This is a genomic window from Vagococcus allomyrinae, from assembly GCF_017829975.1.
Classification (GTDB): Bacteria; Bacillota; Bacilli; order Lactobacillales; family Vagococcaceae; genus Vagococcus_D; species Vagococcus_D allomyrinae.
On record NZ_JAEEGA010000004.1, the window covers coordinates 241063 to 255653 of the forward strand.

Below are 14591 nucleotides of genomic sequence, written 5' to 3' on the forward strand. Positions count from 1 at the left end.
CTCAAAAAATGCTAATTCCCTCTTAATGTCTTATACAAATCTTTTGCAATTAGTGTATAGACTAATTTGAAATAAGAGTCGTCTTTACTGAAAAGTTTTTCATACGCTTGTTGCCCTCTTTGATATTCGTCCATCACTTTAGCTTCAAATATATCTTTGAACAGTGTTTTTTCAAACATTTGTGCATCGTTATTTTTAGCCATGTTTACTAATTTATTATCTGGATTATCAATAAAAGAGCGATATATTTCTTCCAATAGTACCTTGTCTTTGTCTGTAAAATTATTTGGAAATCGTTCATTTACTTTAAAAATAATATCTTCTAAAGAATTACGATCATCTAGTGGGGTTAATCCAGCATTTATTTGTTTAGGATTCTTTAGCATACCATAATCAGGATCTTCTGATACTAAAAAAATCTCACCTTCAAAATCTTTTTGAATTTTATAATACTCCATGCTAATTTTGTCTTTAATATCAACTTTTTCTCGTTGCTCATTAGGAATAAACTTCAAGAGATAATTAGTAAAAATGCTTTCCTCTAGCAATTCCATATCAAAAGTACGATCTAGTTGAGAAATATAATTGTACCATTTACCAAAATTACGGAGAGTAACTCTAAATTCATATTTTAGTTCATCAATTAACTCTTCATAACGTTGTAATATTGGTTTAAACTGACTGGATACTCTACCTAACAAACGTTCATCTTGTTTCTTTTGTGCTTGTTTAACTAGCTTAATCACCGTATCTATATCAGTTTGGTTATACACATTATATTTCCTCAATTTTGCCTGTGTGTCATAGATTAAGTTGATATTAATTTCTTCATCTAATCGTGTTTCTTCATAAAATGGTTGAAATGCTTCTTGAATTTCTTCATTAGTATTTACAAAATCCAAAATAAAGGTATCTTTTTTTCCAAGCATTGTTCTGTTCAACCTAGACAATGTTTGAACTGCTTTTACCCCTTTTAATTTTTTATCAACAAACATGGTATGGAGTAAAGGTTCATCAAACCCTGTCTGGTATTTTTCAGCAACAATCAAAATATTAAATTCTTCTGAATGAAAGGCATCTTTCAGTTGACTTTCTTTAATTCGTTCTCCAGTATTATTACGGTTGAGCGACGCTTCTGTGTACTCGTTCTCATCATCAGTCACTTTCCCTGAGAACGCGACCAAAACATTTAACTCCTTGTATCCTTTTTCTTTGATATAATCCTTAAATTCTTGCATATACCTAACAGCATGCAAGCGAGATGGGGTCACAACCATTGCTTTGCCACGACCACCAATAGCTTTCTTTGATACTTCTCTAAACTGCTCTACCATAATTTCTGTTTTTTGGCGTAACACCCAAGGGTGAAATGCTTGATACCTTGCGATAGCCCTTACTGCTTCTGTTGTTGGTAATTCTGGATTTTCTTCAATCTCTTTTGCCAAACGATAAGAAGTTTTATAGGTCATATAATTTTTTAACACATCAAGAATAAATCCTTCTTCAATTGCTTGACGCATACTGTATACATGAAAAGGGGTTTTTGTTCCGTCTTCACGAAGCGTTCCAAACATATCAATGGTTTTCTCTTTTGGGGTTGCAGTAAAAGCAAAGAAGCTTAAATTATTGTGTTGACCTTGGGAAATCAACGTTTTTACTAACTCATCTTGGTCATCCAATTCCTTATTTTCAATCTCTGACTCAATTTCCTGATATTCTTGTAAAGTTGCTTGCTTATCTGCTAATGCAGTTTTTAACTTTTGAGCACTGTTGCCTGTTTGAGAAGAATGTGCCTCATCGACGATAACTGCGAAGCACCTACCTGCAACCTCATCTACTTCCTTATAAATAACAGGAAATTTTTGTAATGTCGTAATAATAATTTTCTTCCCATCATTAATAGCAGCCTTTAAATCTTGTGATGTTTTTTTATCATCTATTGTTTCTACTTGACCGCCAGTATGTTCGAAGCTCATGATAGTATCTTGTAATTGCCGATCTAGGACGGTCCGGTCTGTGACAATAATAATTGAAGAAAAAACAGGGTGATTACTTTCATCATGTACTGATGCTAAATGATATGCCAACCATGCTATACTGTTTGATTTACCAGATCCAGCACTATGTTGTACCAAATAGTTCTCACCGCTCCCATTACTTTTTACATCGCCAACTAATTTGCGAACAACATCCAGTTGATGAAACCGGGGGAAAATCAACGTTTTCTTTGTAATCTCTCGCTCACCTTGCTTCTCCCTCTTTATTTCTAAATTCATAAATTTTTGAATAATATCCATTAAATTATTGGCCATCAATATTTGTTCCCATAAATATGAAGTTGGATACCCTTCATCATTCTGAGGATTACCTGTTCCCCCAACATTACCAGGACCATTCGATCCCTGGTTAAATGGCAAAAAATATGTCTTTTTCCCATCAAGTTTAGTAGTCATGTAAACATCAAAATGATCCACAGCAAAATAGACTAAAAAACGTTTATTAAACCCAAAAACCATTTCTTTAGGATCTCGATCCTTTTGAAATTGAATTTTTGCATTTTCAACTGATTGTCCAGTATATTGATTTTTTAATTCTAAAGCAATTAAAGGAATACCGTTCACTGACAATACCATATCAATAGTCTTATGATTGATCGAACTATAAGCAAATTGACGAATACAGGAAAAAAAATTAGCTTTATATTGCTGTTGTGTTAATTCATTTAGACCAGAAACTGGCTTAAAATAAATTACCTTTAAATTAACACCACGATCTTTGATTCCATTTCTCAAGACGTGAAGCAAGCCATGTGTGTTTACCTCTTCGTTAAACCGTTTAAAAAACTTTTCTCGGGAGTTCTCTTGATAAATCTTCTGATACCTAGTCCATTGTTTCGATTGTGTTGCTTTAACAAATGAAAGTAACTGGTCCAAATCAATCCCCATAGTGGCATCATAATTTGATTGGCTAAAGAGTAGTTTTTGCCAACCACCTCTGGTTATCAAACTAGTTTCAATATCCTGTTCGAAACGACTCTCTCTATTTTCTAGCAACAAAACCGCCCCCCTAAACTTCCTTTTTTCCAGTAACATATTCATAAATTAATGATTTTTTATAGGTTTCATATTCTTTAATAAGCTGTTCTTTGTCTGAAATTAATTGATCAATTTCAATGGTTTTCTCATCAAGAAATTTTGCTATTTTAAGTTGTTCTCCTAAAGTAGGCAATGGAAGAAAAAAATTCAAAAATTTATCAGACTGTAACCTCCAACGCCCCAAATTTGATACGCCCTGACCCAACCCATAAAATATTCTATTTAAATAGCAAAGTTGAAATATATAAAGAAAATACCTATCATGTACTAGTCTAGAATCTTTTGATTCAAATACTCGATAATCGGGACTAGTTACCCCATCAAATTTAGAAATATCAATCCATCCAGTCAACAAATCCATATGATTCATAACAAATTGTCCCTTTAATACTAATTGATATTTACTGTAGTCAGCCGACATCTGACCTTCGTTTTGACTGATATTTTTTATTTTTAAGCCGTTTTGAGTGACAGACAATACATTATACCCTAATTCACGAGCAATATTTTTCTTAATTTTAAACAAAGTGTTAATTTTAGTTAACTTCCATGTTCTAGGAATTTTACCTATCCAATCAATCCCACTGGCCTCCATCTCAATGTTGTTATTTAATCCCTTTGTTATTGTTTCTGTAATTAAAGATTGTTTGTATTTTTTTAAATCAATAATGGATTGCTTTGTTCCAGATATTACAGAATCAATTTGAACTAATTTCTCTCTTATATAAAATATTATTTTCTCTTGATTTTCTGAAGTAGGTATTGGTAAATACAAAGAAGCAAGTCTTTCCATCGGAATTCTCATCCGAATGGTATTTAATTTTCCTGTAGAGGATTCCTTCATCATTATCCCATTCCCTAAACCAAGTAAACTTCTTTGAAAAGCTTCTGTTAAAAATAGGTAATAATAATATTCTATACTAATTTTATCATCTCTAGAAAACAAAGTATAATACACTGGGCTGACTGCTCCCATATATTGTGATAACCCCACAGCTCCTGCTAAAATATTCATGCTATTTATTACTATATCAAAAGGGTAGGCAACTTTATATGCAGTTAAATCTTCCTTGGCTTTGTTTCCACCACCTGTTTTCTCAGAATACGGAAATACGCCTCGTTCCACAGAGAGTGAGAGTATATTATTTGTCTTTATTGGGTCATTCTTTTCTTTCCTCTCCACTAATATATATTTCAGTTTCCTAATATTCCATTCTTTTGGTATCTCGCCAATCCATTCTATACCAGAGTCCTTCATTTTTCTATTCAACATTAGACACATCCTTCCCTGATAGTGCCTCAAAGTTTGACACTATTGATTCCTCCAGTTTTTTGATGCGTTCAGCAATAACTTCTGACGGCTCTGGAGCAACATATTTATAAAATAAACGAGTAAATGGAATCTCATATCCAACCTTGTCTTTTTTTCGATCCATCCATGCATCTGAATTAAAAGGTATCACTTCACGTTCAAAATAAGACTGTATTTCTTCTTTTAATGGGATATCTTCAGTATCACGTAATTTTGAATCTGCAATAGGTTTTCCTTTTTTTAAAACAATATTTCCATCTTTATCTCGTTGCGGACTTTCAATAGTAACTTTCGTGAAACCAAACTCTTCATTGTCAAATATCTTTGACTCAACCATTCGATCTTCTTGTCGATACATTTTTTCAGAAAATTCGCCATAAGCTTGGATGATTAAATTCCGACATTCTTCTGTGATATCTACTTTCTTTTCGCCAATATTTTTACGTCTTTTTTCAAAACACTTTGATGCGTCAATCAACTGAACTTTACCTTGACGATCTACTGATTTATTTTTTGTAAGTAACCAGACATAAGTTGAAATACCAGTGTTATAGAATAGTCCTGTAGGCAGTTGAACGATTGCTTCTAGCCAATCATTTTCAATCACATATTGACGAATTGCACTTTCTCCACCACCAGCATTTCCAGAAAACAACGCTGACCCGTTATGAACAATTGCCATTCGTCCCGTCTCTTTTAACTTAGAGATACCATTCAGTTGAAATAATAATTGTCCATCACTGATTTTAGGCAGTCCTATACCAAAGCGACCTTTTTCGCCAAGTTTATGTTCAGCATCTACAGATTTTTTATCCTTTTTCCAATCAATCCCAAATGGCGGATTAGAAATACAATAGTCAAAAGTAAAATCCGTAAACTGGTCATTGGATAAGGTGCTACCTAACTTCATTTGATCTGCGTCTCCACCACGAATCATTGTATCAGCCTTCGCAATTGCATACGTTTCAGGATTTAGCTCTTGTCCGAAGGTTTTTACTTCTGCGTCCTTATTAAAATATTGAATACGCTCCATCATGGCTGACAACATCTGAGAGGTTCCCATCGTTTGATCGTATACAGTTTTTACTACATCTTTTCCTGATAATGTATCTCGATCTTCCGCTAATAGTAAGTCTGTCATGAGATAAATAATATCTCTACTTGTAAAATGTGCACCTGCTTCTTCATTGTAACTTTCTGAAAATTTACGTACCAACTCTTCAAAAATATAGCCCATATCAGTGCTAGTTACTCTATCTGGTCCTAAGTAAGAGTCTTTTTTATTAAATTCTTGAATGACATAAAATAGTGCATCATTATCTGCCATATTAGTGATTTCAGCCTCAAATTTAAAATTAGATAAGATGTCTTGCATATTTTCTGAGAAACCATTTAAATATGCTTTAAAATTTTCCTCAATATTATCAGGATCGGACAGCAAGGTCTCAAAGGTATAAAGATTAGTATTATAAAAAGAATAACCTGATGCCTGTTCCAAGAAAAGAGTTCGCATTGTGTCATTCATATCTTTTGTTTTTACCGAAGCTTCAAGTACTGCTTCTTTGGTAGGTAATAGTGTATCGTGTAATCTTTTTATTACAGTCATTGGTAAAATTACTTTTCCATATTCGTGAGGTTTATACAAGCCTCGCAAAATATCAGCAACATTCCAAATCAAACTTGCTTGTTTTTGTACATTAATTGTTGTTTGATCATATCTATATTGTTCATTAAACATTAATAAGTCATTCCTTCTTTTGCTTACTTAAACTCCAACATATTATATCATGACTATTGGAAGTTTAACTAATTTATTAGAAAAAGATCATAACAAAGCATCAACAACACCTCCATACTGTAGTAAGATATAATCCGGTGTTTCATGAAACGTCAGGCTCTCTGTAAAAAAACACTTAATAAAATATTACATTCTGTAAGTTTACAACTACGAAAGACTTTTATTTTATTTAAAAAACCTCGTTTCATAAGTATAGAAACAAGGTTCTTTATCTTCTCCCTCTTTCTTAAGAAAAAAGACAATGTTATTTAGCAGACACGACCTAAACATATACATTTTTTGATTGCTATCCAAATAGATCATCAGCCAATCTTCAGGCCTTTGCAGGCTTATCTATCCCCATATAAATTTTAGGAGTATAATTATTTTCGTTAACAAAACTATACCAGTCCACTATTTTTAATTTCAACAACATTGAACCAATCTGATTTAAATCAAATTGTTCCTTTTCTGTCATCTCCACATACTTTTTAGTATTATGTAGCCATAGTACTGATGACTGTCTTGAATCTAAAATTTTATCAATCATAGACTCTCTTATATTTGGATACTTTTCGATATCAGCATATTTCCTTCTGTTATTATATTTCAGTAATTCACTCTTTACATTAAACTCATCAGAATTTCTAAGTATTTGCACTGATAAAACCGATTGTTCAAAGCTATACATACAATTCGACGTATCCATTCCACGTTTGATTGCAATCAATTCTTTTGATTCTTTGTCATAAATATCTGCTACTTCTATTGTTGTTCCATTCACTAATACATTTCGTTGATGAAGTTTTACGTACGTATTCTTTTTGGTTAATTCTTCAATATACCCACCTTCTCCAGAAAAGTGCCCTTCCCCAGAGATATAGTTAATATTGTAATGGTCAGAATATGTTACAATTCTGTTAATATCATTCAATTGTTGTTCCAATAACAATGAGAATCTATCATTGAAATATCCCCAAGAACCTGAATCTAATATGTAGACTTTTTTATTATACTCCAACTCACAATATATCCACTCTTTCAATGACTTAGATACCACAACATGATTGTCTTCATTTGTCACTCTTATTCTCACATTATCCAAAGAGAGTATCTTATCTTGATAATGCTTTATGTATTTTACTATTGAATCATCTGTCGCATCAATCCTTTGAATTGTTACTTTAAGGTTATTGGAGATATAAATTTCGAGATTGCTATTTTCCGAATAAACGTCAATACTGTTATTCTCTAAATGAATCTTGCTTACATCAATTGCTATATTAATCTCATCAGTGCTATTAATTATTAATGATAGAGCTTCTTCGTCTAGTTCTGTGGTCAATTTAGATTTTTTAGCCACTTTCTTTACTCGTGGTAAAATTGTTTTGGTTGACTTGCTTTTCAAAGCTGTATCAACTGCGTCAAGCAATTCAGAAATTTTATAAAAGCCTTCTGTAGTATTAATGGCATAATTTTTAGGAAATGAAACACCCGTTCCACAATCAATGCTATTGCCAAACAACTCAAACTCTGGGCGACCACTAACAAATGCATAACTTTCACTAGCTTTAGGAAACTCTCCTTGATCTTTTTTATAATTCATAATACCTTTCATTTTATTTTTTTGGATATAACTAACATTCTTTAGTGTGATTTGCTCACTTCGAATTGTTTTTTCTGCAAATTTCAATCCAAACTCACTATCTATAAATTTCTCAGTTGTCCTAAACCCTTGTCCAAAAGAGTGAGCGTATAAGTTATTACGCGTCTTCAAAATAATAATTGCATTATATTGATGAAGTACACTTTGATTAATATTAGATTCTTCTTGTTCTGAAGATTCTACATTAAAAAAATCTATTATTTCTGAAAGCCATACAGGAGGTTTCTTCTCGTGGCTTTCAAAAAACAATCTCATTTCCAAATTAAATGTGGGCTCCTTCCTCATCCCGCCAATTTGAACATAACTACATCCTTCTATTTCTTTTATTACTTCTGAAAGTGAATTACTTCTAAATTTTGACAAAATCAACTTCATTTTATTTTCTCACTCCATTCTCTAGTCTTTCTAAATTACTATACTTCGCCACCGTCTGATAATAAGATTTATGTTTAAACCTAGAGTAATCACCAATAATGATAAACTCTTTTTTCGCACGAGTAATTGCTACATTTAACAAATTTGCCTTTTGACATGACCAGTTTGCAGCTCCCTCCGTTTTTTCGTCTGTTCCGCAAATGAAGTACACAGTATCTTCCTCTTTCCCTTGAAAAGTGTGAACAGTTCCAACGGAAGTTTTACTCCATGCTTTGACTTCTTGACTTGACACTTTTGTAAAATCAGAGGCGTGTTTATTAATATAAGCTTTTGTTTGCTCAACAACCGCTTTAAAAGGCGAAATCACATAAATATTACGCAGGTGTGACGAGTCGATAATTTGTTTTAATAATGCTTGAGCCTGCTCCTCCACATACTGCTTATTTTTTACCTCGCCTTTTACATCAAGCCACACGATCCGCCCCTTATTAGCAGCCTCTGGCGTTGCCCCTTGTACCATTTTGCCATCATAAGAAATATCATTGGAGACATGAAACATCGGATTTAAACATCTTCGATGAACCCATAGTGGCACCCCTACTCGCTCACCATTGGGTTTCATCATTCCGTATTGATTGGCTCGGTCTGCTAAACTTTGAACAGAAGTCGTTTTACTTAGATATTTTTCTTCAAGAGCATAGGCATCTTGAACAGTTTTAAATAACGAATCTTCCAACGAGACAACGGGTTCAATTTGTGAAGGATCACCAACAGCGATCACATGCTTCGCACGCCAAATTCCACCTACTGCCGCTTGTGGCGTTGCTTGGCCAGCTTCATCGATAAAGAGATAATCCAATGAGCCCATTCCCATGCCGCGATACATATTGCCTAAACTAGCGAATGTCGTGCTAACAACTGGAATCATTAAATGGAAAATACTCCAGGATTCTCTTAACAACTCACGCTCTTCCTGATTGTTTAAATTTAACTCTCTACGACGATTAATAATCGTAAATGCTGAGAAAAAGATTGGCGCATTGGCTTGATTAAACAGCTTATGAAGCTTTAAGGCTTGAATAAAATAACTACCTCGTAAATAATTTAAACGCTTCGTCAGCCAAGGAACAGATAATTGACGCTTATCGTAATTTTCCGTTTGCCACATCTCATCATTAAATAATTGATACTCATCTTTGTCAAAATGTTCAGTTAATTCAGCAAGTCGTCCCTCACTTAAGGAGAATTCTTTGGTCAAGCTTGCTTGTTTTTGGCTAAACGTTTCTCTGTCTGATTTCAATTTTTGGCTTTGCTCTTCTGTATCCTCATTTTCATTGAGAAGGGTCAGGATTTGTTTATTATACTCTTCGATAATCGGATCGTTTTTACCTGTAACTTGTCGAAGCAGTCGCTTATACCAAGCTATTTTAGGCAAGAGTGCTTTCTTTTGGTCAATTTTAGTGATTTTGTCCTCGTTTGTCGCTATTAACTCCTCAAGTCGTTTTAACTTTTCAGCAATTAACACTAAGGCTTGAGCGTAATCTGCCAATTGTATGTTTAATTTTTCTTGTTTAACAACAGTTTCAGCATGCTCTTTAATGATGTCTTTTTCTGTGCTGATTTGTTGTTGAATATCGATAAATTTTTGGCAAGCTTGATCCCAGTTCTCTTGGACAAACCGTTCCTTTTTTAATTGATTGTACAAACTTAATTCCTCTGAGCCATCTTCCAATTGAAAATTTGTTAATAAGACATCAAATATTTTAGAGATATTCGTTTGTTTCCCTAAAGGAGCGGAAAAGAGTCCCCAATAGTTATCAAATGAATTTGTTGGTTTGCTTTTCGTTTCACCATCAAACATATAATTGACATACTCTGGAAATAAATTGACGTCTTTAATCATCTCGGAGAAACCAATCTCATCTTCTGCAACATGATCATTTTCATGGATAATCTCTTTATTTTTAGGTAAGTCTTTGGAAATATTTTCAACCGCCCCATTGTTAGATGAGGCAACAACAATCCCAAAACCTTTGATTCTCTCAGCTAATTGATAGGTGTGAACCTTAAATCCTTTTAAATCAAAGCTACCTGTTCGTTCTTTAGCCTCAGTAGGATCGGCAAAGCTTGCCATGTTCTGAGCTCGTTCGATGATCAAATTAGCAAATACATCTTTCAAAAGCGTCGTTTTGCCTGTCCCTGGTGGGCCATTGACAGAAAAAATATCTTTTTTTTCGTTAATGATACTATTAACCGCCACTTGTTGCATCAGTGAAAGCTTAAAGTTATTGTTGGACGGCCATCTTCCAGCGGGCAGTTTCTCAATGTCTAATAGTTGGGTAATCAAATCTCGATTTTCATCAATTGTCTTGAAGGTTTCCTCGCCATTGATATATTTTTCTAATGCTGGTGACAGCTCCTCGCTCATCAAAACGGTCTCTAAATCAGAGACAATCAAACTGTTGACTTCGATTGGTTCATTTTTGGATGAACGATTTTGAAGTGTAAAAATTTCTCGATCTAAGAGGCTTTCTAACCCAAAATGAAGCTTAATCAACTTTTGAGTCATATCCAACGCCTCTGATGTCACTCCTTGGCTAAAAATAAGTTGCATCTCCACTTCAAGCGTATCCAATGCACGTTGCATTGCTTTATTTAAACGCTCTAATGAGGCATTGCTAAACGACGAAGAAAAGATTTCTTTCAATAAAAATTGGATTTTCGGAATAAAAATACTATTTTCAATGTACTTCCCTTCATCATTGATCTGGATCGACAGTGAATAGTTTAGGGATGTATCTTCATTGTATATTTCTGACTCATCTTTAAAAAATCGTCTAATAATTTCAGCCATTTGATAAGAGCGATAAATCCCAAAGTAAATAAAGCTTTTGTTGCCTTTTTTTATTTGAGAAAAGCTGTTTAAGCTCGTTTTGGATCCTTCAAACAATGGTTTTTGCTCATCCGAATAAGGTAGCTTTCCTGTACTTAAGTATTCAATCACTAACCAACTTTCAATAACACGCTTTGCTTGTTCTTTCATAAATCCTCCTTCATACTTGTTGTCCCTTTTCATATTTTAGTCTCATTAATAGCGGCGCACCAATCACAATAGTTACAAAGTAAAATGTCATCTGGCGCAAATCATTGGTCTTCTTTTATACAAAAATAGTTGAGAAAACTATCTCCCAACTAAAAAGCATTACTAGATTTTATTTAGTAAAAACTATATCATAAAATCCAAAATTTGACGTTCCATCAACTAATTGAATTTTTAAACTCTTGGCACTATTGACCGGAATACTAAATTTGGTTGACGGAACTTGCGAAGACAAAGCGTGTTGTTCACTTACTTCTCCATCCAAGTATACTTTCATTTTGACATCATTTAGACTGCTTGAATCAATTTTCCCAACATCAAAATCAACTTTTGAGTACGACCCATCAAGATTAAATAAAGCTATAGCACCAGTATCAGAATATTCGTTAGCATCTAAGACGAATCCACTATCATATTCTTTTCCAGCCACTACGAACGTATCAGCGTTTTCATCATCATATTTAATGAGGCGATCTCCGTCATATAAAATTTTGCTGACCTCTTTAAAATTTACCTTAGTAACTTTATTGACATCCTGACTTCCAATAAAAATTTTATTTTGCTCCTCATCAAACTGAACATCTTTTCCCGTTACTTCTTTGAGAATATTTTCATGGATATATTTTTCAGAATCAATGGTCGCTAAAAAATTATTTTTTGCCTTTAAACTCAAACCATCCACAACTAACTCAGAATTAATGATTTCAGCATATTTTTTTTCGCTTAACAAATCATTTTTTTCTTTTACTTTAGTGTTTTCTTTTTGTAATTCCACAATATTCTGAGCTAATTCTTTATTTTCTTTTTCTAAATCCTCTGCCTGCTTTATATATTTTTCGATGTCTGGAAAAGCGACTGAAATAGCTTGTTCTGGTGCTAAAAATGTCAATCCGATAGGCATTAATGCCAAAACAACGGTCACGACCAATTCAATCGTACTTTTGACACCTTTATCTTTTTTCTTCCAAAATAAAAAAACCAGTATTACAAGAAATACTGCAACTATACCAATATAGATATTAACCAAATTACCCACACTCTCCTCCAGCATGTTTTCTTTTCTTAAAAATGCGATAAAAGAATATAATCGATCTAGATTATATTCTTTTATCATCAAAAATTAACTCTACCCGCCAGCTAACCAAATTAAGAATAATTCTATCATCCCAATCATCTCCTTTTCCATTAATCATACTAAACTTGCAATTGTTCCGACAGGATTGTAAACTATATGCACACTACTTTTTTACGGAGGTTAAGATGAAAAATATAATAGGGGACGTTTACAAACAAATCAGAATAAACAAGGGAATTTCTCAACAAGATATCTGTCAAAATAAAATTTCTCGCACAACTTTGTCTCGCTTTGAAAACGGCAAAGTTGATGTTTCACTAACACATTTTCATTTCTTTTTAAAACAGCTCGATATCTCATATGATGAATTTGATTTCATTTTGAATGGGTATCAAGCAAATAGTAAAACAGCTATTTTCGATGCCTTTTTCTCTTTGCATTCCAGTCTGGATACCAAAAAAATTAAAGGTATTATTAAACAATGTGAGAAGTTCTTAAAAAATGGCAACAATTGGTATATTGAAAGTATTTTAAAAATTATGTCATCCTTTCTGCAATTAGGAGAAAACGCTCCTGACTCCATCAGTCCCTTCTCACAACAATTTGTGGAAGAAATTTGGCAACGACTATCCGCTCAAGATGAATGGTATATGATCGATTTTCGCATCATTAATTACATCTTATTCCTTTTTCCAACAGAGGTAGCCATCCAAATCGGCAACGAGGTCCTGAAAAGAAGTAGAAAATATCAACATTTTAGAGATATTGACCCTCTAAACATTTCTCTCAAACTCAATATGGCCTTATTATGTCTACAACAAGGCCAACATCTGACGGCGGCCAAAGTCGCTAATCAAGCAATCACCTCGGCTAAAAAAATAAAGCGATATGATTTTTTAATGATTGGCTTGGTTAGACACGGTATTGCGACTCAATCCAGAGATCAGATAAATGAGGGACTACTTTTAGCCAAGATTGTTAACGAAGAACATTTCAAAGAGGAGTTACAGAAGGAAGTATTGGCCTTTTTATCATCTGATTTTATCAGCTAATTGAACTATAGAAAAAACCATTTAATGATTGCAAAACCTGCCAATCATTAAATGGTTTTAGTATCATATTCTCAACAAACAGTCACTTCTCAGCTTCATACTTCTATGTATGAACGACAATACTTTTCAAAGCTTTTTTGTCGTTCCGCCTTCGCCAAAACTTATCGGCAAGACGGTTCTTTTTTCAACTTCTTTGCCCTCAATCACGGCGATTAATAAATCGACGGCTGAATGGGCCATTTTTTCGATGGGCTGAACAATGGTTGAGACGAGATAACCTTCGCCTTCGGATATTCGTTGGCCATCAAAGCCGATCACTTGGACGTCTTCAGGCACTCTTTTTCCTAGTTTTTTTAATATTTTACAGACTTCGATGGCCATCGGGTCATTGATCGTAAAGATGCCATCGATTGTGTCGTTCTCCATTAAAAAGGCTTCAATGGTGGCCCAGCTGTCAAGTAATGGTTCTAACATATCCAGGACTTGATACTCGATCTGTTGTTGATTACATTCGATTTCAAAGTATTTACGTCGGCTTTTGGTTTCGTTTGGCGTTTCTTGATAGCCGCCGATGTAGGCCAGGTTCTGACAGCCTCGTTTGCTTAGCTCATTAACCGCCAAGCGGCCACCGGCTGAATTGTCCGCTGTGACATAGGTAACATCCTCGGTAAAGTAGCGATCAATGCTGACAAAGGGTAAATTACTGGAGACGTAGTCATCGATATCTGAATAGGTAATCCCAATGATCCCGTCCACTTTGTTTTGGGTGACCATCTGAATATACTCTTTTTCTTTTTCGGAATTGCCACTGGAGTTACATAAGTACAATTTATAATGGTTAACTTCTAAGCGGTTTTCCACGTGAAAGGCAAATTCCGAAAAAAATGGATGCCAGACACTTGGTAAGATTAAGGCGACGGTATTGGTTTTATTGGTTTTTAGCCCGCGAGCATAAAAATCAGGTTGATAATTTAATTCTTTGATCGCGGCTTCTACTCGTTTGCGGGTGCTATCTTTGACTGACCCGTTATTTAACACTCGCGAGACAGTTCCGACTCCCACGCCAGCGTGTTGAGCCACTTCTTTCATGGTAATTTTCATGTCATCCCTCACAGTCTATTAACTCAAGTATAAGGGAA

At 34.1% G+C, this 14591-nt stretch carries 8 protein-coding genes; 1 reads left to right on the forward strand and 7 read right to left on the reverse strand.

The genetic code is table 11. From position 1 onward, the window contains the following. Nucleotides 1–11: 11 nt before the first annotated feature. The 6 genes from I6N95_RS08210 to I6N95_RS08235 all read right to left on the reverse strand — a co-directional run bounded on the left by I6N95_RS08210 (nucleotide 12) and on the right by I6N95_RS08235 (nucleotide 12439). Nucleotides 12–3053 (reverse strand): type I restriction endonuclease subunit R, encoded by a 3042-nt coding sequence (locus I6N95_RS08210; protein WP_209526588.1) that lies wholly within the window; start codon nucleotides 3051–3053, stop codon nucleotides 12–14. Between the two features lie 13 nt (nucleotides 3054–3066). Further along, nucleotides 3067–4368 carry a restriction endonuclease subunit S gene (locus I6N95_RS08215; protein WP_209526590.1) on the reverse strand — a complete coding sequence of 434 codons (1302 nt, stop codon included), beginning with the start codon at nucleotides 4366–4368 and terminating at the stop codon, nucleotides 3067–3069. Then, the gene (locus I6N95_RS08220) at nucleotides 4358–6145 is read right to left on the reverse strand and encodes a type I restriction-modification system subunit M (RefSeq protein WP_209526592.1); all 1788 of its coding nucleotides are present in this window, start codon (nucleotides 6143–6145) and stop codon (nucleotides 4358–4360) included. The genes I6N95_RS08215 and I6N95_RS08220 overlap by 11 nt, the downstream gene beginning before the upstream one ends. A gap of 373 nt (nucleotides 6146–6518) precedes the next feature. Then, on the reverse strand, nucleotides 6519–8225 hold the full coding sequence (locus I6N95_RS08225) for a DUF6119 family protein (RefSeq protein ID WP_209526594.1): 1707 nt from the start codon (nucleotides 8223–8225) through the stop codon (nucleotides 6519–6521). 1 nt (nucleotide 8226) lies between these two features. After that, a complete protein-coding gene (locus tag I6N95_RS08230; protein WP_209526597.1) occupies nucleotides 8227–11268 on the reverse strand; it encodes a DEAD/DEAH box helicase in 3042 nt (1013 codons plus the stop codon). 169 nt (nucleotides 11269–11437) lie between these two features. Next, a complete protein-coding gene (locus tag I6N95_RS08235; RefSeq protein WP_209526599.1) occupies nucleotides 11438–12439 on the reverse strand; it encodes an NPCBM/NEW2 domain-containing protein in 1002 nt (333 codons plus the stop codon). Nucleotides 12440–12585: 146 nt separating this feature from the next. Between I6N95_RS08235 and I6N95_RS08240 the strand changes: the two genes are divergently transcribed. Continuing rightward, nucleotides 12586–13452 (forward strand): helix-turn-helix domain-containing protein, encoded by an 867-nt coding sequence (locus I6N95_RS08240; protein ID WP_209526601.1) that lies wholly within the window; start codon nucleotides 12586–12588, stop codon nucleotides 13450–13452. 126 nt (nucleotides 13453–13578) lie between these two features. Here the strand turns inward: I6N95_RS08240 and I6N95_RS08245 are convergent, their stop codons facing one another. After that, on the reverse strand, nucleotides 13579–14553 hold the full coding sequence (locus I6N95_RS08245) for a LacI family DNA-binding transcriptional regulator (RefSeq protein ID WP_209526602.1): 975 nt from the start codon (nucleotides 14551–14553) through the stop codon (nucleotides 13579–13581). Nucleotides 14554–14591 lie beyond the last annotated feature (38 nt).

Excerpts from the sequence above, each read along its gene's own strand:
- I6N95_RS08215 (WP_209526590.1), bottom strand. The coding sequence starts at position 4,368 with ATGTTGAATAGAAAAATGAAGGACTCTGGTATAGAATGGATTGGCGAG.
- I6N95_RS08240 (WP_209526601.1), top strand. The coding sequence starts at position 12,586 with ATGAAAAATATAATAGGGGACGTTTACAAACAAATCAGAATAAACAAG.
- I6N95_RS08220 (WP_209526592.1), bottom strand. The coding sequence starts at position 6,145 with ATGTTTAATGAACAATATAGATATGATCAAACAACAATTAATGTACAA.
- I6N95_RS08235 (WP_209526599.1), bottom strand. The coding sequence starts at position 12,439 with ATGATAAAAGAATATAATCTAGATCGATTATATTCTTTTATCGCATTT.
- I6N95_RS08230 (WP_209526597.1), bottom strand. The coding sequence starts at position 11,268 with ATGAAAGAACAAGCAAAGCGTGTTATTGAAAGTTGGTTAGTGATTGAA.
- I6N95_RS08245 (WP_209526602.1), bottom strand. The coding sequence starts at position 14,553 with ATGAAAATTACCATGAAAGAAGTGGCTCAACACGCTGGCGTGGGAGTC.
- I6N95_RS08225 (WP_209526594.1), bottom strand. The coding sequence starts at position 8,225 with ATGAAGTTGATTTTGTCAAAATTTAGAAGTAATTCACTTTCAGAAGTA.